Annotated in this window: 17 protein-coding genes; 1 reads left to right on the top strand and 16 read right to left on the bottom strand. The window is 63.4% G+C overall.

What is annotated here, in order from left to right:
• Positions 1–53: 53 nt before the first annotated feature.
• From DI606_RS10865 to DI606_RS10850, 4 genes are all read right to left on the bottom strand, one after another.
• Entirely contained in the window at positions 54–1,415 is a 1,362-nt protein-coding gene (locus DI606_RS10865; protein WP_293982655.1) for a HAMP domain-containing sensor histidine kinase, read from the bottom strand.
• Complete coding sequence (locus DI606_RS10860; RefSeq protein WP_293982652.1) at positions 1,412–2,497, bottom strand: hypothetical protein; 1,086 nt, start codon at positions 2,495–2,497, stop codon at positions 1,412–1,414. Before DI606_RS10860 ends, DI606_RS10865 begins: the two co-directional genes overlap by 4 nt.
• A 55-nt stretch (positions 2,498–2,552) precedes the next feature.
• A complete protein-coding gene (locus DI606_RS10855; RefSeq protein WP_293982650.1) occupies positions 2,553–3,719 on the bottom strand; it encodes a hypothetical protein in 1,167 nt (388 codons plus the stop codon).
• Between the two features lie 84 nt (positions 3,720–3,803).
• Positions 3,804–4,106, bottom strand: coding sequence for an Hpt domain-containing protein (locus DI606_RS10850; RefSeq protein ID WP_293982648.1), 303 nt, complete (start codon positions 4,104–4,106; stop codon positions 3,804–3,806).
• Between the two features lie 80 nt (positions 4,107–4,186).
• Here DI606_RS10850 and DI606_RS10845 point away from each other — a divergent pair, with 80 nt between their 5' ends.
• The gene (locus tag DI606_RS10845; RefSeq protein WP_293982646.1) at positions 4,187–6,853 is read left to right on the top strand and encodes a hypothetical protein; all 2,667 of its coding nucleotides are present in this window, start codon (positions 4,187–4,189) and stop codon (positions 6,851–6,853) included.
• 9 nt (positions 6,854–6,862) lie between these two features.
• Here DI606_RS10845 and aac(6') read toward each other — a convergent pair whose 3' ends face one another.
• From aac(6') to nuoH, 12 genes are read right to left on the bottom strand one after another with little or no spacing between them, the layout of a single operon-like run.
• Complete coding sequence (gene aac(6'), locus DI606_RS10840) at positions 6,863–7,327, bottom strand: aminoglycoside 6'-N-acetyltransferase (protein ID WP_293982644.1); 465 nt, start codon at positions 7,325–7,327, stop codon at positions 6,863–6,865.
• Entirely contained in the window at positions 7,324–7,593 is a 270-nt protein-coding gene (locus DI606_RS10835) for a DUF1467 family protein (protein ID WP_293982641.1), read from the bottom strand. Before DI606_RS10835 ends, aac(6') begins: the two co-directional genes overlap by 4 nt.
• A 12-nt stretch (positions 7,594–7,605) precedes the next feature.
• A complete protein-coding gene (locus DI606_RS10830) occupies positions 7,606–9,243 on the bottom strand; it encodes a ribonuclease J (RefSeq protein WP_293982639.1) in 1,638 nt (545 codons plus the stop codon).
• Positions 9,240–10,022, bottom strand: a complete 783-nt coding sequence (locus tag DI606_RS10825) for a type III pantothenate kinase (protein WP_293982636.1) — start codon at positions 10,020–10,022, stop codon at positions 9,240–9,242. Before DI606_RS10825 ends, DI606_RS10830 begins: the two co-directional genes overlap by 4 nt.
• A gap of 11 nt (positions 10,023–10,033) precedes the next feature.
• A complete protein-coding gene (locus tag DI606_RS10820) occupies positions 10,034–10,735 on the bottom strand; it encodes a biotin--[acetyl-CoA-carboxylase] ligase (RefSeq protein WP_293982719.1) in 702 nt (233 codons plus the stop codon).
• Between the two features lie 2 nt (positions 10,736–10,737).
• Positions 10,738–12,174, bottom strand: coding sequence for an NADH-quinone oxidoreductase subunit NuoN (nuoN, locus tag DI606_RS10815; RefSeq protein WP_293982633.1), 1,437 nt, complete (start codon positions 12,172–12,174; stop codon positions 10,738–10,740).
• Positions 12,174–13,727, bottom strand: coding sequence for an NADH-quinone oxidoreductase subunit M (locus DI606_RS10810; RefSeq protein WP_293982631.1), 1,554 nt, complete (start codon positions 13,725–13,727; stop codon positions 12,174–12,176). The genes nuoN and DI606_RS10810 overlap by 1 nt, the downstream gene beginning before the upstream one ends.
• On the bottom strand, positions 13,727–15,826 hold the full coding sequence (gene nuoL, locus DI606_RS10805; RefSeq protein WP_293982629.1) for an NADH-quinone oxidoreductase subunit L: 2,100 nt from the start codon (positions 15,824–15,826) through the stop codon (positions 13,727–13,729). The genes DI606_RS10810 and nuoL overlap by 1 nt, the downstream gene beginning before the upstream one ends.
• Before the next feature lie 8 nt (positions 15,827–15,834).
• A complete protein-coding gene (gene nuoK, locus DI606_RS10800) occupies positions 15,835–16,140 on the bottom strand; it encodes an NADH-quinone oxidoreductase subunit NuoK (RefSeq protein ID WP_293982626.1) in 306 nt (101 codons plus the stop codon).
• A complete protein-coding gene (locus tag DI606_RS10795; RefSeq protein WP_293982624.1) occupies positions 16,137–16,748 on the bottom strand; it encodes an NADH-quinone oxidoreductase subunit J in 612 nt (203 codons plus the stop codon). The genes nuoK and DI606_RS10795 overlap by 4 nt, the downstream gene beginning before the upstream one ends.
• A 29-nt stretch (positions 16,749–16,777) precedes the next feature.
• Entirely contained in the window at positions 16,778–17,263 is a 486-nt protein-coding gene (gene nuoI / locus DI606_RS10790) for an NADH-quinone oxidoreductase subunit NuoI (RefSeq protein WP_293982623.1), read from the bottom strand.
• A complete protein-coding gene (gene nuoH, locus DI606_RS10785; RefSeq protein ID WP_293982621.1) occupies positions 17,260–18,309 on the bottom strand; it encodes an NADH-quinone oxidoreductase subunit NuoH in 1,050 nt (349 codons plus the stop codon). Before nuoH ends, nuoI begins: the two co-directional genes overlap by 4 nt.
• Between the last annotated feature and the right edge of the window lie 82 nt (positions 18,310–18,391).

Here is an 18,391-nt window from a genome sequence, read left to right as displayed (position 1 = left end):
ACTCCGCTGAGAGTAAAGACGAGGAAGGGCCGCTCCACCGGGCGGCCCTTTCTTTATGGCGCGGCAACGGGCAACGTCAGGATGAAGCGCGCGCCCTGCCCCGGCGCGCCCCCGACGACGATGTCGCCGCCCATCGCGCGGGCCAGCCGACGCGAAATATAGAGGCCAAGGCCGCTGCCGCCATGATCGTCGCGGCCCAGACGCTCGAACTTGTCGAAGATGCGTTCACGGTCGGCGGGATCGACGCCACTGCCCTGATCGGCGACGGTCACGCGCGCCATCCCGTTTTCCCACTCGGTGGAAATCCGTACCTGCGTGCCTTCCGGAGCGTAGCGTACGGCATTGCCGGTCAGGTTGACCAGAATTTGGAGCACGCGGCGAAACTCGCCGATGGCGATCAGGCTGTCTTCGGGCGGCGGCGGCAGGATCGTGATCGACCGGTCCAGCGCCTTGACCGCCAGCAGCCCCGCAGCGCGGCGCGCCACATCGGCAAGGTCGACATCCTCCGAAATGACAGTAAAGTCCGGGCGGTCGACCGCCTGCAAATCGGCGAGATCGTCGACCAGCGCCAGCAGATGCCGCCCCGCCGACGCAATGTCGCTGGCGTAGCCCGCATAATCGCCGCGCAAGGGGCCTTCCAGTTGCGCGCTGATCGTATCGGCATTCGCGATGATGCGCCCGAGCGGCTGGCGCAGAGAGCGGTCGAGCCTGCGTCCGAAATCTGCGGGGTAGAGTGTGAGCGGCAGGTCTGGCTCGACCGGCGGGTCGGACCGCAGCGGCGTCGCGATACCGCGAAACCCGGTCAGCGCGCCGCCGACATCGAACAGCGGAGAGGCCGACAGAGTGTAGCTGCGCCCCGGATCTGCGGAGAGGATGGCACGCTGATCGCGAAACGCCTGCCGCTGGGCAAAGCCGCGCAGCATCGCCATGTCGCCGACCTCGTCGGGCTGAAGCTGGAAATAGCTGGAAAAGCGCATGCCGACCGCAGGCGGGCTCTCCGGCAGCGCGCCTGCATCGCCCTGTCCGGCGAGCGCCATCTGGAACCGCAACTGGGTATCCACCTGCCATGTCCAGCCTTCGGCAAGCGTGGCGATATCGGCTTGTCGATCCCCATGCCCCGAATCGAACGTCAGGGGATGTTCGCGCCAGTCGACGATGGAGAGGCGGACGCCACCGTCGTCCGGCTTTGCCCGTACCCACATCGCGATGTCCGCATGATCCGCCGCCGCCGTCACGGGCCGCGACACCATGACGCCCAGCCGGTGCGACAGGCGCGCGATCGCGGCCAGTTGCGGCACGGCGAAGGGATCGCCCAGATCCGCGCCCGCTTCCCGTTGCAGGGCGAGCAGCGGCCCGTCAGCGCTCAACAAACGCCCGTCGCCCGAAACCTGCGCACGGATGACGGCGGTCGTCATGCCGGGCTGACACCGCGCAGATGCGCCAGCTTCGCGCGAAAGGCGACCGGCGCGCGCCAGAGCGCCAGCGCCTCGGCAGCTTGGTCGTCGGCCCGATGTTCGTGCCGGTCCGCCTCCGCCAGCAATGTTGCATCGGACAGCGAAGGCCGCACCGGCCGCAGCCATAGCAGCAGACGGCGATGCTCGGCGGTCGATCCGCCCAGCGCGTGGCAGAGCAGGCCGACATCGCCGACCGGGCCGAGCAGCAGCAGTTCGGCCAGCTGCGCGCTGTCCATATGGAGGCGGCGCGCGGCAAGCGCGGTAAAGAGAAGAAAACGCTCTTCGTCGAGGGCCTGGCCGATGAGGTCCGGCGCGTCGGCGCCTTCACCCAGTTGCCGCACGAACCGATCGGCAAGCATCAGCGGGCTGGCGCTTTCGTCATGATCGGCGAGCAGCGCCCACCCGGATCGTTCGAGCGCGCAAAGGGTCGCGCCGCCATTCTCCCCGCCGCGCCTGATGGCGAGCGCAAGGCAGGCGGCGACGGTCCAGACCAGCTCGGCATAATGGTCCACCGGAAGATCCGGGCGCATCGCCCGGTCCTCTCCGCCGGGCATCAGCCAGCGTCCTTCGGCCAGCGTCAGGCCGGTCAGCGCCTCGAGCGAGGGCTTGCCCGCTTCCTCACCCGAAAAATCGGCCACCGGGTGCAGGCCGCCATCGCTGGCGCCGCGCCCCTGCTGCCGCAGCATCAGCGTAATGGCGGCGCGCAGGCGCATGTGCGCCAACAGGGGAGGCGAAAGCAGTTCGGGCTGCGACCGCACCATCGCCCAGCAGAGCGACGGTTCGAGCCGGTCGAGCGCGGACGCGACCTGCGGCGCGTGATCGAGCGACAGGCGCATAGCCATTTCGATAGCGTGGATACACCCGGCAAGGTGCCGCCGCGCCTCGATAATCAGCGCATCCTGTCGGGCGTCATCCTGCGCCTGGAAGAAAAAGGCCAGATCGACGGCATGGGCAACCGGCACGGCGGACGCACCGGCCATGACCTGCGCCATCGGCCAGCTGCCCGCCATACCCGTGCCGGTGAGGGACGAAAAGGCGTTCATGCCCGCAAGAATAAAGCCACGTCCTTAAAATGCCCTAAACCCTTGGCGGGAAAAATCAGTCGCCCCGGCGCAGCAGCAACGCCCCCACCGATCCGATCGCCAGCAGCATCGCCACGCGGATGCCAAGCGCCAAGGCGCCGCCCAATCCCGCAACGATGAGGAGGACAAGAGCCGTAGCGGGCGTAAAGATCATCCAGGGCCGCGCGTTCCCCGTCCGCCGCGACCGATCGGCGACGCCGACGATGCCCAGCACCAGCGCAAGGTCCATCGCAAGTGGGGTCCCCCCCGCCTCCAAAATCCCCAGCAATGCGAGGCCCGGCGCGCAGAAGGCGATCCATCCGACAGGCGCGCCGCGCAACGCCAGTTCGTCCAGCCGGTCGCTGCATTCGGACAGCAGCAGCGCGGCGAGCAGCAAAAGAAAGCCCGCTGTCGGCCATTCCAGTTCGATGGGCACCAGTGCAATCGCGGCCAGCGCGATGGCAGCGGCCCGCACCTGAACCGCGGGCACCTGCATCCGCATGAGCGACGGCCCGACTATCCGCGCGAGCGGGGCGAGCAGGTAATGTTCCGCCCCGCCGCGCCCACGCGCGCCACCTGCGCCAGCAGCGGTCACGGCCTGAGCGACCAGATCGGCCTGCTGCTGCGATTCGACGATGGCGACCCGGCCTTCGAGCAGGTCGTCCTGCGCCACGGTGACGCGGCGTGCGCCTTTTTGCACAGCAGCGCGCACCAGCGTCAGCGCCATGTCCCAATCGCCGATCATGTCGAGCGTGCCGAACAGCAGCGCCGGGGTAATCCGCGCCAGCCCCGCCCAACGCTGTCCCGCATCGATTCGTTCGAACGGCGCGCTGGCACGGCTGTCGTCGGCGACGAGCAGCGCGTCGCCCTCGACCCCGCCCAGCGCATTGAAATGCGCCTGCGCGATAACCGCGCCGTCCGCCACCAGCAGCACGTCGCTGTCGCGCGGCGCGTCCCGCACCATCGACACCATGTCCCGGACCAGCGCGACTGCAATGCCGTCCGCGCTCAAGCGGTCGACCGCCTGCGACAGTTGCGGCGTGATCGTCCCGACGAGGATGAGGATGCGGTCCGCGCCCGCCTGAACGGCCTGACGCGCCTGATATTCGACCAGAGTCTGCCCGGCGAAGTGCAGACTGGCCCGCACCGTGCCCGACGAATCGGATACAGCGCGGCTGGCGCTCAGGATGGCGGCGAAACTCATGGCGGTTACAGATCGACCCGATTGCTGAAAGTCGGGCCTTTTCGCAAGCGCGGCGGCGCAAGGCAAGCGGCGCTTTGCCGCGCGTCAGTCGTGATCGAGGCCCGCGATCACCGCGCGCAGCCGCCGCACGATGGCGGGATCGCCCGGCGCGGCCTGCGCCGCCTCTTCCGCCAGCGCCATCAGCGCGGAAAGGCCGAAGCTGCCCGCGAGACCCTTGAGCCGCCATGCGGCCAGTTCCCAATTCGCGTCGCACCGCGCCCGCGCCAGCAGATCGACCTGCCGAGACGCGCTTTCGACGAACGCGGCGCGCAGTTCCTCGATCAGCGCGCCGTCGTTCCCGACTGCGGCCGCCAATGCGGCATGAAGAGCGCCCGGATCGTAAGACATGGCGACAGACGCTATCGAGCGTGCGTTAAGTTTTGGTAACAAGGCATTTCAGGGCCAGCAAAAGATGCTAGAGTGAACGGATGACAGGGGGCAGCACCATCGTGGAGTTCTGGCGTGAAAACCAGAACATGGCAGGCAGGGACCAGCAGGATGACGTCCTGCTGCTGGAGGATATGGCTCCCGATATCGAGGAGCCCGATCCGCAGATCGGCGTCGATCCGGCAGCGCGACGCGCGCGAATCGTTTTGGGCGTCGTCGCTGCGGCGTGGCTGGGTTTTTCCGGGTGGGCGCTGGCGTCTTCCGGTTCGTTCGCCGCAGGACCTGCCGCCTGGGCGAACGCCATCGTCACGCTCGTCATCCCGCTGATCCTGCTGGCCGTCTGCTACCTGATGCTGGTTCGCAACAGCCGGACCGAGGCGCGACGCTATCTCGACACCGCACGGGCGTTGCGGACCGAAGCCGACCTGCTCGACATCCGCCTGCGTAAAGCGCGCGCGCAACTCGACGCTGCGCGGCAGACGATGCAGGATCAGGCGGAACTGCTCGACAGCTATGGTGCCGCAGCCAGCAGCAATATGGAGGCCTCGGCCGAACTGATCGCCGCGCGTGCCCATGCGACGGCGGAGCGGGCGGAAGCGTCCGAACGCGCAGGTGACGCGTTGGTGCGGCGCATGGAAACGCTGATCGGCCTGATCCCGGAACTGGAGGATCGTACGGGCAAGATGGCGGCGCAGATCATGGACAATGGTCATGCGCTTTCGGAACGGATCGACATGCTCGAAACCCGGCTCCATTCGCTGACGGAAGTTTCCGACGAAGCCCGCGCCCGGACGCTCGCGGCGACCAAGAGCCTGTCGAGTCAGTTGACGCAGCTTCAGGAAGCGACGCGGGCCACCACGGACGAAGTCACCGGCCTTGCCGATATCGCATCGGGCCGGATCAATGCCACCGCGCTCGATGCCCGGCAGACGATGGAGCGCAGCCGCAAGGATCTGGAGACCCAGGCCGACGCGCTCGCAAATCTGGTCCAGGCCGCCCAGACGGGCATGGCCAGCACAAGCGAGCAAACTCGCCTGCGTCTGGCTGCCGAACTGGAAGCGATAGAAGATAGCCTGGACGCACGGATCGGCAAGGCGATGGACCGGATGCGGGAGGCCTTCACCTTCACCGACGAGGGCGTGGCGCGGCGAGCCGATGCGCTCGAAGCGCTGGTTGCCGCGACGCGCAAGGGGATCGAAACGGCGAGCGAGGACAGTCTAGGCGCGCTGACCCACGATATGGATGGCATCGAGCAGAATCTGCGTCGCCGCCTTACCCATGCGCTGGAGCGGGCACAGCAGAGCCTGGCGTTGATCGATGCAGGCCTGTCCGCGCAGGCCGAGACGATGGACGCGCTGTTAAAGCGGTCGCGCGAGGGACTGGAATCCATCGGCGACCGGACCGTCACGGGGCTGAGCGATACGATTGCCGATGTCGAAACACGCCTGCATCAGATCAACGACCTGATCGAAGGTCAGCGCAGCCTGATGTCCGGGCTTCATGCCGGGTTGCAGGATACGATCGCGACGACCGAGGGGCGCTTCGCCGCGTTGGAAGACAGCGCGCTGGCACGGGGCGACAGACTGACCGCGGCGCTTGCACGGCTGACCGAGGAAACGCGGCGGATCGACGATGCGCTGGCGTCAGGGGGACTGACCGCCGAACGGCTCATCAGCAGCGCCGAAACGCTGATGGTCGCGCTCGATTCGAGCGTGCGTGAACTGGACGAAACCTATCCCGCAGCACTGGGGCGGTTCGACGCCCGGCTGGAGCGTAGCCGCGCGCTGCTGGGCGAAGCGACACCCGAGATGGAGCGGCTGGAAGCGATATCGGAAGCGCTCGTCGGCCGTGCCGAAGAGGCCGAATCGCTGCTGCGCGGTCAGGGCAGCCGCCTCACCGAATGGCTGGAAAGCACGCAGGGCGGGCTGCATGCGAACCGCGAACTGGTGGAACGGCTTCGCACCGCGCTCGACGCGGCGGACCAGGATGCGCGCAGGATCACCGAAGGCGCAGGACCGCTGCTCGTCACCGCATTGCTACGCGTCAAGGATACCGCCGATCAGGCATCGGAGCGGGCGCGCCAAGCGTTGGGCCGCGCCATTCCCGAAGCCGCCCGCCATCTGGCCGAAGCGAGCGACGAGGCCCTGCAGGGCGTGATCGACGAAAAGGTGACGGCGCAGATCGAACAGGTCGCGCGGGCAGCGGAAGAGGCGGTCAAGGTCGCGCATCAGGCGTCGGACCGGTTGACCCGGCAACTCCTGACGATTGCCGACACGAGTGCCGCAGTCGAAAAACGCATCGTCGAGGCAGAACAGGCGTCTGAAGACCGCGACCGCGATCATTTCGCGCGGCGGTCCGCTCTGCTCATCGAATCGCTCAACAGCACCGCGATCGATGTGGCGAAAATCCTTTCGAACGATGTGACCGACTCGGCGTGGTCCGCCTACCTCAAGGGCGACCGGGGGGTCTTCACGCGGCGGGCCGTAAAGTTGCTCGACGCCGGGGAGTCGCGGGAAATCGCGTTGCATTATGACAATGACGCCGAGTTCCGCGATCATGTGAACCGCTACATCCACGATTTCGAAGCGATGTTGCGCATCATCCTTTCGGCGCGGGACGGCAACGCTCTGGGCGTCGCGGTTCTCTCGTCGGATATGGGCAAGCTCTATGTTGCGCTGGCGCAGGCTATCGAGCGGCTGCGCCAGTAGAGCGGCGGATCAGCCGATAGGTTTGCGGAAGTAGACCACCCGCTCCGTCTCAACCAGGCCGACCGCTTCGTGGAACGCATGGCTCTGGGCGTTCGTGATGTCGGCGTCCGACGCCATTTCAACGCATCCGCTGTCGCGCCCCCACGCAGCGACGGCATCGACCAAAGCACGCGCGCATCCAATGCGACGGGCCGCGGGATCGACATAGACCCCCTCCAGAAAGGCAACCGGGCTGGTGTCGCAGCCGTTGACATAGTCGGCACGAATAGCCGCTTCGGCAAAGCCCAGCGCCGCGTCGCTGGCGTCCAGCGCCACGAACACCGCCAATGCTTCGTCTCGGGAGCGGAGCATCGCGATCGCTTCCTCGCGGTGTTCGGCCAGCGTCTCTTCAGGCCACAGCGCAGCACGCAGCAGCGCCCACCGCTCAACCAGCGACGCGTCCGCTTCGACGATGCGCAACTCAGCGAGCGTCATGAGCCTCCATGATAGCCGGGGATCATATCGATGGTCAGCCAACCCTCGACATAATTGGTGTAGTAGAGACCGAACAGGACTGCCGACAGGATCGTCGCACGCAGTGCGACGATGCCCGGCCGGAAATTGGTGGGCGCACTGTCCGCCTGCCCCGTCAGTAAAGCCTCGCCGGTTTCATCGGGCGTACGGATACCGAAGGGCAGCATCACGAAGGCGCTGATCACCCACACCAGAAAATAGATGGCGAAGATCGCGTACCAGTTCATGCAAATCCCAGCTTACGCGCGGATCAGCAAAACGTCCACCACCGGTTTCTTGCCAGTCCACCGGGTAGCGGTGCGCCGAACGGCAAGCCGCACACGCTCACGAAGCGCCTCTTCTTCCGACGATCCCTTGCCGACCACGGCGGCGGCTTCGCCAGCCGCCTCGGCAAGGAATGCGACCTTGTCCTCCTCGACGGGGACACCCTGCGTGCGAAGCACGGGCTCACCGATCAGCTTGCCCTTGCGGTCGAGCGCCACCGCCACGCTGATCTGGCCGTGCAGCGCCACCTTGCGCCGCTCGTTCATGGTCGATCCGTCGGCAGGCAGGATCACGTCGCCGTCCAGCACCAGGCGTCCGGTATCCTGATGGCCAATGATTTGCGGTGCGCCGGGGGCTAGGCGCAGCAGGTCGCCGTTGGATTGAACCACGGCGTGTGGAATGCCGCTGGAGATACCCAACCGCGCCTGCTCCGCCATATGGCGACGTTCGCCATGCACGGGCAGGAGGATGTCGGGGCGGATCCAGCGATACATCGCTTCCAGTTCGGGCCGACCGGGGTGCCCGGACACATGCACTTCCGCTTGACGGTCCGTCACCATCAGGATGTTCTTCGTCGCAAGCGCGTTCTGGATGCGACCGATGGCAATCTCATTGCCCGGAATCTGCTTGGACGAGAAAACGACCGTATCGCCCTGCGTCAACTTGATCGGATGGCTGTCGAACGCGATACGGGAAAGCGCGGCGCGCGCTTCCCCCTGACCGCCCGTCGCCACGATCATGACTTCGCTGCGCGGCAGCGCCATCGCGTCGTCCCAATCGATCATCGGCGGAAAATTCTTGAGATAGCCCGCCGCCTTCGCCGTGCCGATAATGCGGTCGAGCGAACGGCCCGCAACGCACAGCTTGCGCCCTGTCGCCAGCGCCACTTCGCCCAGAGTCTGAACCCGCGCCGCGTTGGAGGCGAAGGTCGTGACAAGTACGCGCCCCTTCGCTTCGGCAATGGTTTGCATCAGACCGTCACGCACGTCGCTTTCGGAGCCGCTGGCTTCGGAATTGAAGACGTTGGTGCTGTCGCACACGAGCGCCAGCACGCCCGTGTCCCCGATAGCGTTCAACTGTTCCGGCGTTGAGGGCTGGCCCAGAAGCGGCTTTTCGTCGAGCTTCCAGTCGCCGGTATGAAAGATGCGACCGTAGGGCGTATCGATCAGGACGGCATTGCCTTCGGGAATCGAGTGCGCCAGCGGCACGTATCGGAACCCGAACGGGCCGAGTGCGAAGCTGCCTTCATTGTCGATGACCTTGAGTTCGACATCCTTGGTCAGCCCCTCTTCCTCCAGCTTGAGCCGGATGAGGCCCGCGGTGAAGGGGGTAGCATAGAGCGGCACGCCCAGGTCGGCGGCAAGATAAGGGATCGCGCCGATATGATCCTCATGCCCATGCGTCAGCACGATGCCGAGCAGATCGTCAGCCCGCTCTTCGATAAAGGACAGATCGGGCAGCACCAGTTCCACGCCCGGGTAGGCCGCATCGGCGAAGGTCAGGCCAAGGTCGACCATGACCCATTTGCCGTCGCAACCATATAGGTTGACGTTCATGCCGATCTCACCTGACCCGCCAAGGGCCAGGAAGAGCAGCTCATTTCCAGGTATCATTCCGTTTTCAAACTCCGTTCGTGCAGCAGCGCGAGACCCTGAATGGTGAGGTCGGGCGCTATCGCATCGAAAATATCGCTGTTGTCATTGAAGAGGACCGCAAGGCCCCCCGTTGAGACCACCCTCGTCGGGCGGCCAATTTCGGCACGCATCCGCGCCACCAATCCTTCCATCATCGCGACATAACCCCAGAACACACCGATGTGCATCTGCGCCTCTGTGGTGCGGCCGATCACGGATTTGTTGTCGGGCGCGGCAATCGCGATCTTTGGCAATTTCGCCGCTGCCGCGACCAGCGCATCGAGGGATAGATTGATGCCCGCCGCGATGATGCCGCCCTTATAAGCACCCTTATAGTCGACCACGTCGAACGTCGTTGCGGTTCCGAAATCGATTACGATCAGATCGCCTTCGTAAAGATGGTGGGCGGCTATAGCGTTTACAACCCGATCCGCGCCCACGGAAGCAGGTTCCGCCACATCGAGATGAATGCCCCATTCGACCGGAGCCTGCCCGGCAATGAGAGGCGTGGTCTTGAAATATTTGCGTGCCAGGACGTCCAGATTGTGAAGGGCGCGCGGCACGACGGTCGCAATGATGACGGACGTCACATCGCCAAGCGCATAGCCTTCCAGCATCAGCAACTGGTTCAACCACACGGCGTATTCGTCCGCCGTCCGACGCGGATCGGTCGCGATGCGCCAGCGCGCGCGGATTTCGCGCCCTTCGAGCAGCGCGAAAACCACATTGGTGTTGCCCGCGTCGATCGCGAGAAGCATGGAGCCGTCCTTCAGGTCAGGATAATGTCGCCAGCGTGAATGGCACGGCTCTGCCCGTTCGCCAAGCGAAGGATCAGCATACCGTCACGGTCGAGCGTGTCGAACGCTCCCTCGACGGCCTCTCCGTTCGGCAACATCACCCGCATCGGCGCACCTGCGGGATGAGCGTTGAGCAGCCAGTGCGCGCGGACAGGCTCCAATCCCTGAGCGCGCCATATGGCGAGCCAATGTGCGAAAAGCTCGACCAGTCGGTCAAGCAACGAGGCAGCGTCCGCATCACAAGCACCCTGCGCCGCAAGACTGGTGACCGGACGGTCGAGGGCGGTGGGGTGGCCTATTACGTTGACGCCGATACCGATGACGATCGCATCGCCCACGCGCTCCAGCAATATGCCCGCTATCTTCGCCCCGTCGACCAGTACGTCATTGGGCCATTTGATGCACGCCTGTCCATCGCAGAGCGGCGCGACCAGCGCGTGAACGGCATTCGCAGAGACCAGCGCGAGCGTATGGGCAGGCGGGTCATAGGGCGAGACACGCACCAGCGTGGAGCAGAACAGATTGCCGCCGGGACTTTCCCAAATTCGGCCCATCCGCCCCCGTCCGCCGGTTTGCCGCCCTGCGCGCAGCCAGCTTCCCTCGGACGCACCCTGCTCCGCCAACGCCAGCATGTCGGCGTTGGTGGAACCGGTTTCCGCGACGAAGCGGATCAGGCTCAGAAGAGCGAGGCCGCTGCCGCAGCGCTTGCCGCGTCCAGCACTGGATTGAGCAGATAACCGAATACGATCACCACCGCGCAGGCCGTCAGGATGATATTTTCGACCGCTCCGCCCTTCGCTTCATAGGGAGCGGCAGGTTCGTCGAAATAAATCGTCTTGATGATCTTCAGGTAATAGAAGGCACCGATCACCGAAGCGGCGATACCGAACGCCGCCAGCGCCGTCAGGTTAGCCGCGACAGCGGCGTCGAATACAAGAAACTTCGCCCAGAAGCCGAAAAGCGGCGGAATGCCAGCCATGGAAAACATGAAGATCGCAAAGGCAGCGGCCAACCCCTTACGGGACTGCGACAGGCCCGAAAGGCTTGCAATCGTTTCGACCGGGCGTCCATCGGCGTCGCGCATCTGAAGCACGCAGGCGAAAGCACCGATAGTCATGACGACATAGATCGCCATGTAGCTCATCGTCGCTGCGACACCCGCGGGGGTACCGGTCGCAAGGCCGATCAGCGCGAAGCCGACATTGTTGATCGACGAATAGGCCATCAGACGCTTGATGTTCGTCTGGCCGATGGCAGCGACCGCACCGAGGATGATCGACGCGAGCGCCACAAAGATCACGATCTGTTGCCAGTCCAGACCCGCAGGGCCTAGCGCTTCGATGGCGACACGGACGGCAAGACCCATGGCCGCGACCTTGGGCGCGCTACCGAAAAAGGCGGTGACTGGCGTGGGTGCGCCTTCGTAAACGTCGGGCGTCCACATGTGGAACGGCACGGCACTCATCTTGAACGCGAGACCCGCGAGCAGGAAGACCATGCCGAACATCTCGCCGTTCGACACGCCGTCGCCCATCGCAACGGCAATGCCGTCGAACGCGGTGGTGCCGGTAAAGCCGTAGAGCAGCGCCGACCCGTAGAGCAGGATTCCGCTCGCCAGCGATCCCAATACGAAATATTTGAGGCCCGCTTCGGACGACCGCCCATCCTGCCGCATGAAGCTCGCCAGAACATAAGCGGCAAGGCTCTGCATTTCGAGGCCGACATAAAGCGTCAGCAGATCGCCCGCCGACACCATCATACCCATGCCTATGCTGCTGAAAAGGATCAGCACGGGATATTCGGGCCGCTCCCGCCCGTCGGTGCGGAAAAACCGGGGTGCAAGCAGGATTGCCGCCGCCGCCGCGCCATAGATCAGCACTTTTGCAAAAGCGGAAAAGGCATCGGCACGAACGAGGCCATCGAAGGCGGTGGGCCCGTGCGCGACCGAGGTGGAAAGGCAAAGGCCAGCGATTGCCAGCGTCACGACGGCCAGCCAGTTGACCACCCGTGCCGTACCGTCGCCGCCGAACGCCGCGACCAGCATCAGCGAGAGACCGCCTGCCGTCAGAATGAGTTCTGGCAGAACCGCCAGAAGGGAAGCGGAATCAATCATCAGTGCGCCTCCCCGTGCGCGGCAGCTTCTTCGTGATGGGCCTCACCTGTTGGTTTGGCCGCACCCATCTTGATGTGGGAATCGCCTGCGGGGGCCGCAGGAGCGAGGCGCGCTTCGAGCGCGCGGATATCGGCTCGCATCGGCGCGAGGAAGCTCTCTGGATACACACCCATCCACAACACCGCCGCCGCGATCGGCGCAAGCAGCGCAATCTCACGCGCCGACAGGTCGGGCATGGCGGCTGCGTCTGCATTCACCTGTTCGCCATACGCAATGCGACGATAGAGATAGAGCATATAGGCCGCGCCCAGGATGATACCGGTGGTGCAGACAAGCGCCACCCAGCTCGAAGCCTGATAGATGCCCATCAGCGACAGGAATTCACCGACGAAGTTCGATGTGCCCGGCAGGCCGACAGACGCCATGGTGAACAGCAGGAACAACACCGCGTAACGAGGCATGTTGATGCTAAGGCCACCATAGCGATTGATCTCACGCGTATGGAGACGGTCGTAGATCACGCCGACACATAGGAACAACGCGCCGGATACCAGCCCGTGACCCAGCATGACCATCATCGCGCCCTCGATACCCGCCTGGTTGAAAGCGAACAGGCCGACGGTCACGATCGCCATGTGCGCTACGGACGAATAGGCGATCAGCTTCTTCATGTCCGACTGCACCAGCGCCACGAGGCTGGTGTAGACCACCGCCACCATGGACAGCCCCCAGATCAGCCATGCCAGTTGCGCCGACGCTTCAGGAAACATCGGCAGCGAGAAGCGGATGAAACCATAACCGCCCATCTTCAACAACACGCCCGCCAGAATGACCGATCCCGCCGTCGGCGCCTGCACGTGGGCGTCGGGCAACCAAGTGTGAACGGGCCACATCGGCATCTTGACCGCGAAGCTCGCGAAGAAGGCGAGGAACAACCAGGTCTGGACGTGGGAATCGAAATTATAAGCCATCAGCGCCGGGATTCCGGTCGTGCCCGCTTCATGCACCATCCACATCATCGCAATCAGCATCAGCACCGAGCCGAGCAGCGTGTAGAGGAAGAATTTATAGCTGGCGTAAATCCGATCCGCGCCGCCCCAGATGCCGATGATCAGATACATCGGGATGAGGCCTGCTTCGAACATGACGTAGAAAAGGTAGAGGTCCTGCGCGGCGAAGACGCCGATCATCAGCACCTCCATAAACAGGAACGCCGCCATATATTCGCCGACGCGCCTATCGATCGCTTCCCAACTGGCGCCGATGCAGATCGGCATCAGGAAAACGGTGAGCGCGATAAGCATCAGCGCGATGCCGTCGATCCCGAGCGCCCACGCAAAACGACCGAAGATCGGATAATATTCCTGGAACTGCCACTGGGCCGCTCCGCCCGCCTGGTCGAAATTCATCCACAGCACGATGCCGAGGATAAGATCGACCAGCGTGGCGATCAGCGCGATCCAGCGCGCGCCGCTGGCGCCCGCGAAGAGACAGGCGATGGCCCCCGCCATCGGCACTGCCATCATCAGGGAAAGGATGGGGAAGCCGTCCATTATCGTGTCATCGCCCAGGTTGCGGCCGCGGCGAGCCCGATCAGCATCACCAGCGCGTAGGTGTAAAGGTAGCCGGACTGGATCCGACGCGTGATCTTGTTGCCCTGCACGACCAAGGCAGCGAGCCCGTTCGGGCCGAACCGGTCGATGAAGCCCACATCGCCGAACTTCCAGAAGAAGCGACCGATGGCGAAGGCAGGCTTCACGAACAGGACGTTATACAGTTCGTCGAAATACCATTTGTTCAACAGGAACTGGTACAGTGCGCCGAACTGAGCGACGAAGCGCCGCGGCCAATCGGTGTTCTTGATGTAGCTCAGCCACGCGATCAACAGGCCGGTGAGCATCACCGTAAACGGACCGAACTTGACCCAGGTCGGCACTTCGTGGGCCGCGTGCATCAAGTGGCTGTCGAAGGAAAGCGCCCCCTTCCAGAACTCCACTCCGCCTTCCGGACCGATGAACTGGTCGTGGAAAACGAAACCCGCAAACACCGCGCCGAGGCTCAGTACCACGAGCGGAAGCAGCATGACCCAAGGGCTTTCGTGCGGATGATAACCGCCTGTGCCGGTCTTGAGCGTATGTCTGCCCACTTCATGCCCATGCGGACCGTGGCCGGCATCCTCCTGCGCGGGCGCGTTGTCATGAGCATGACCATGATCGTGCGCCGCATGGTCGTCATGACCATGGTCATGAGCGTCGTGGACAGCGTGCTGAATATGCTCCGACGCCGCCCAGCGGGGCTTTCCGAAGAAAGTAAGGAACACCAGTCGCCAGCTGTAAAAGCTGGTGAGCAACGCCGCGAAAACGCCGACATAATAGGCACCGACGCCCGCTCCGCCTGACGCGAACGCCGCTTCCAGAATACCGTCCTTCGAATAGAAACCGGCAAAGCCCACACCCACCAGGGGCAAGCCAACGCCCGTGATGGCCAGCGTACCAAGCGTCATCGTCCAGAAGGTGATGGGGATTTCCTTACGCAGGCCGCCATAATAGCGCATGTCCTGTTCATGGTGCATCGCGTGAATGACCGAGCCGGCGCCGAGGAACAACAGCGCCTTGAAGAAGGCATGCGTGAAGAGGTGGAACATCGCCGCACCATAGGCGCCGACACCCGCCGCGAAGAACATATAGCCCAGCTGCGAACAGGTCGAATAGGCGATGACGCGCTTGATATCGGTCTGCACCGTTCCGACAGTTGCGGCGAAAAGGCAGGTGGCAGCGCCGATGAACGTGACGAAGCCAAGCGCTGTCGGCGAAGTTTCGAACATCGGCGAAAGACGGCACACCATGAACACGCCCGCCGTCACCATGGTCGCGGCGTGGATCAGCGCCGACACGGGCGTCGGGCCCTCCATCGCGTCGGGAAGCCAGGTATGAAGGCCAAGCTGCGCGGACTTGCCCATCGCACCGATGAACAGAAGTAAGCACAACACCGTCATCGTGTCGAACCGATGGCCGAGGAACCCGATCGTCGAACCCGCCATAGAAGGCGCGGCTTGCAGGATTTCCGGGATCGAAATGGTGTTGAACACCAGATAGGTTCCGAAAATCCCCATCATGAAGCCAAGGTCGCCGACGCGGTTTACCACGAAGGCTTTGATCGCGGCGGCATTGGCCGACGGCTTGCGGAACCAGAATCCGATGAGGAGGTAGGACGCCAAACCGACGCCTTCCCAGCCGAAGAACATCTGGAGCAGGTTGTTCGCCGTCACCAGCATCAGCATTGCGAAGGTAAAGAGCGAAAGATAGGCGAAGAAGCGCGGCTGATCAGGCTCCTCGTCCATATATCCCCAGCTGTAGAGGTGGACGAGGCTGGATACGCTGGTGATGACCACCAGCATGACCGCCGTCATCGTGTCCACCCGGAGCGCCCACTGAGCGTCGAAGCTGCCGCTTTCGATCCACGTGAACAGCGGCTGGACATAAGCTTCGGTATGGCCGGTGAGGAAGCCGATAAAGATCGGCCAACTCATGGCGCAGCTGGCGAACAACGCACCGGTAGTGACGATCTTGGCCGGCAGCTTGCCCAGGGCCTTGTTACCAAGCCCGGCGATGGCAGCCGCCAGCAGCGGAAGAAGGACGATAAGCTGGATCATGAAACGGCTCAGCCCTTCATCTGGTTGATGTCGTCGACGGCGATGGTGCCGCGACCGCGGAAGTAGATGACGAGGATGGCAAGCCCGATAGCTGACTCGCCCGCCGCGACGGTCAGCACGAACATCGCGAAAACCTGTCCCACCAGATCGCCGAGAAAGGCGCTAAAGGCGACAAGGTTGATGTTCACGCTCAGCAGGATCAGTTCGATCGCCATCAGGATGATGATGACATTCTTGCGGTTGATGAAGATGCCTAGCACCCCCATCACGAACAGGATCGCGCTGACGACCAGATAATGTTGAAGACCGATCACAGCTCCACCCCCTGCCCCACGGGCTGATTGACGTTGCGGACCGCATCCTGCGGGCGGCGGCGGTTCTGCCGTTCGACATTTTGCGGGCGCGTGCCACCCCGTGCGCGGTGGGTGAGTACGATCGCACCGATCATCGCGACCAGCAGGACAATGCCCGCCGCCTCGAACAGGAAAATGTAACGCGTGTAAAGTAAGCCACCGACCGCCTGGATGTTCGACAGTTCAGGGTTCACCGGCCCCGCGCGTTGCGCCAGTTCGACCGGCCCGGCGCTCCACAGGCCGATGCCCAGAATGATTTCCGCCAGAAGCACGGCTGCGATCAGCAGGCCAAAGGGCAGATAATCGACGAAACCCGCACGCAATTCGGCGAAATCGATGTCGAGCATCATAACGACGAACAGGAACAGGACGGCGACTGCCCCCACATAGACGATGACGAGCAGCATCGCGATGAACTCGGCGCCCAGAAGTACCATTAGGCCGGCAGCGTTGAAGAAGGCCAGAATCAGCCACAGGACCGAATGGACCGGATTGCGCGACAGGATGGTCAGCGCGCCGCTGCACACCACCAGCGTGGCGAACAGATAAAAGGCTAGCACGTGAATCACAGGATCATATTCCCCTTGGCGCGCGCGGCTTAACGATAGGGTGCGTCGGCGGCAAGGTTCGCGGCAATCGCGCGTTCCCACTTGTCGCCATTCTCAAGGAGCTTTGCCTTGTCGTAGATCAGCTCCTCCCGCGTTTCGGTCGAAAATTCGAAATTCGGCCCCTCGACGACAGCGTCGACCGGGCAGGCTTCCTGGCAGAAGCCGCAATAGATGCACTTCGTCATGTCGATGTCATAGCGCGTGGTGCGGCGACTGCCGTCCTCGCGCGGCTGCGCTTCGATCGTGATCGCCTGCGCAGGGCAGACCGCTTCGCACAGCTTGCACGCGATGCATCGCTCTTCCCCGTTGGGATAGCGGCGCAGTGCATGTTCGCCGCGGAAGCGAGGCGAGATCGGGTTCTTTTCGTAAGGGTAGTTGATTGTCGCCTTGGGCTTGAAGAAATACTTCAAGGTCAGCCAGTGCGCCTTCACAAATTCCCAGAGAGTGAACGACTTGACGTAATATCCGAGGCTCATTGTGCGCCTCCATAGCGCGTCAGCATGAGGAAGCCCGAAACGAGGAACACGAACAGCAGCGAAGTCGGCAGAAAGATTTTCCAGCCCAACCGCATCAGCTGGTCGTAGCGGTAACGGGGCACCGTCGCCTTCACCCAGGAGAAGACGAAGAAGAAGAACAGGATTTTGGCGAACAGCCAGATGATACCGGGCACCAGATACAGCGGAGCCCAGTCGAACGGCGGCAGGTATCCGCCCCAGAACAGGACGGCGTTGAGCGCGCACATCATGATGACGTTCGCATATTCGCCTAGCCAGTAGAGTGCGAAAGCCATCGACGAATATTCGGTCTGATAACCGGCGACCAGTTCGCTCTCCGCTTCGGTCAGATCGAAGGGCGCCCGTGCGGTCTCCGCCATGGCGCTGATCAGAAACATGATCGCCATCGGAAAGAGCAGAGGATTGAACCCGTTGCCGTTCAGGAAGCCATAATAGCCCTTCTGCGATTCCACGATCTGCGTCAGGTTGAAGCTGCCAGCCCAGAGAACCACGCAGATCAGGATAAAACCGATCGACACTTCATAGCTGATCATCTGCGCCGAAGCGCGGATCGCGGAGTAAAAGGGATATTTGGAATTGGACGCCCACCCTGCCAGCACGATACCGTAGACGCCGAGCGAAGAGATCGCGAGGATGTAGAGAAGACCGACATTGATGTCCGACAGCACCACACCCACCTGGAAAGGCATCACCGCCCACGCCAGCAGCGCCAAGGCGAAGGTGACGATGGGCGCGATTAGGAAAAGTGCGCGATTGGACGCCGCCGGGATAATGGTTTCCTGAAGGAATACCTTAAGACCGTCCGCAAACGATTGCAGGACACCGAACGGCCCGACCACGTTAGGGCCACGACGCAGCGCCATCGCCGCCCAAATTTTACGGTCGCCGTAAATAAACATCGCCACGGCCAGCATAACCGGAAGAGCGATAGCCAGAATGCCGATGATGGTGGACAGGAGCCAAGCGCCTTCGAAAGGCATGCCGAGGTTCTGGAAGAAAGCGGTCACTCTGCGGCCTCCGCGAAGCTTTCACCATGGATCAGCTCGGCCGAGCATTGCTGCATCGTCGGGCTGGCGCGGCAGATCGCGT

This window comes from Sphingobium sp., assembly GCF_003248505.1.
Taxonomy (GTDB): Bacteria; Pseudomonadota; Alphaproteobacteria; order Sphingomonadales; family Sphingomonadaceae; genus Sphingobium.
The sequence above is the reverse complement of the archived record's forward strand: the minus strand, read 5'-3'. Positions and strand labels throughout refer to the sequence as shown.

What these genes read in the sequence shown, in the direction of transcription:
- DI606_RS10865 (WP_293982655.1), bottom strand. Translation starts at nt 1,415, where the DNA reads ATGACGACCGCCGTCATCCGTGCGCAGGTTTCGGGCGACGGGCGTTTG.
- DI606_RS10850 (WP_293982648.1), bottom strand. Translation starts at nt 4,106, where the DNA reads ATGTCTTACGATCCGGGCGCTCTTCATGCCGCATTGGCGGCCGCAGTC.
- DI606_RS10810 (WP_293982631.1), bottom strand. Translation starts at nt 13,727, where the DNA reads ATGGACGGCTTCCCCATCCTTTCCCTGATGATGGCAGTGCCGATGGCG.
- DI606_RS10845 (WP_293982646.1), top strand. Translation starts at nt 4,187, where the DNA reads ATGACAGGGGGCAGCACCATCGTGGAGTTCTGGCGTGAAAACCAGAAC.
- DI606_RS10855 (WP_293982650.1), bottom strand. Translation starts at nt 3,719, where the DNA reads ATGAGTTTCGCCGCCATCCTGAGCGCCAGCCGCGCTGTATCCGATTCG.
- nuoN (WP_293982633.1), bottom strand. Translation starts at nt 12,174, where the DNA reads ATGATTGATTCCGCTTCCCTTCTGGCGGTTCTGCCAGAACTCATTCTG.
- DI606_RS10860 (WP_293982652.1), bottom strand. Translation starts at nt 2,497, where the DNA reads ATGAACGCCTTTTCGTCCCTCACCGGCACGGGTATGGCGGGCAGCTGG.
- nuoI (WP_293982623.1), bottom strand. Translation starts at nt 17,263, where the DNA reads ATGAGCCTCGGATATTACGTCAAGTCGTTCACTCTCTGGGAATTTGTG.
- nuoL (WP_293982629.1), bottom strand. Translation starts at nt 15,826, where the DNA reads ATGATCCAGCTTATCGTCCTTCTTCCGCTGCTGGCGGCTGCCATCGCC.
- DI606_RS10825 (WP_293982636.1), bottom strand. Translation starts at nt 10,022, where the DNA reads ATGCTTCTCGCGATCGACGCGGGCAACACCAATGTGGTTTTCGCGCTG.
- DI606_RS10830 (WP_293982639.1), bottom strand. Translation starts at nt 9,243, where the DNA reads ATGATACCTGGAAATGAGCTGCTCTTCCTGGCCCTTGGCGGGTCAGGT.
- DI606_RS10835 (WP_293982641.1), bottom strand. Translation starts at nt 7,593, where the DNA reads ATGAACTGGTACGCGATCTTCGCCATCTATTTTCTGGTGTGGGTGATC.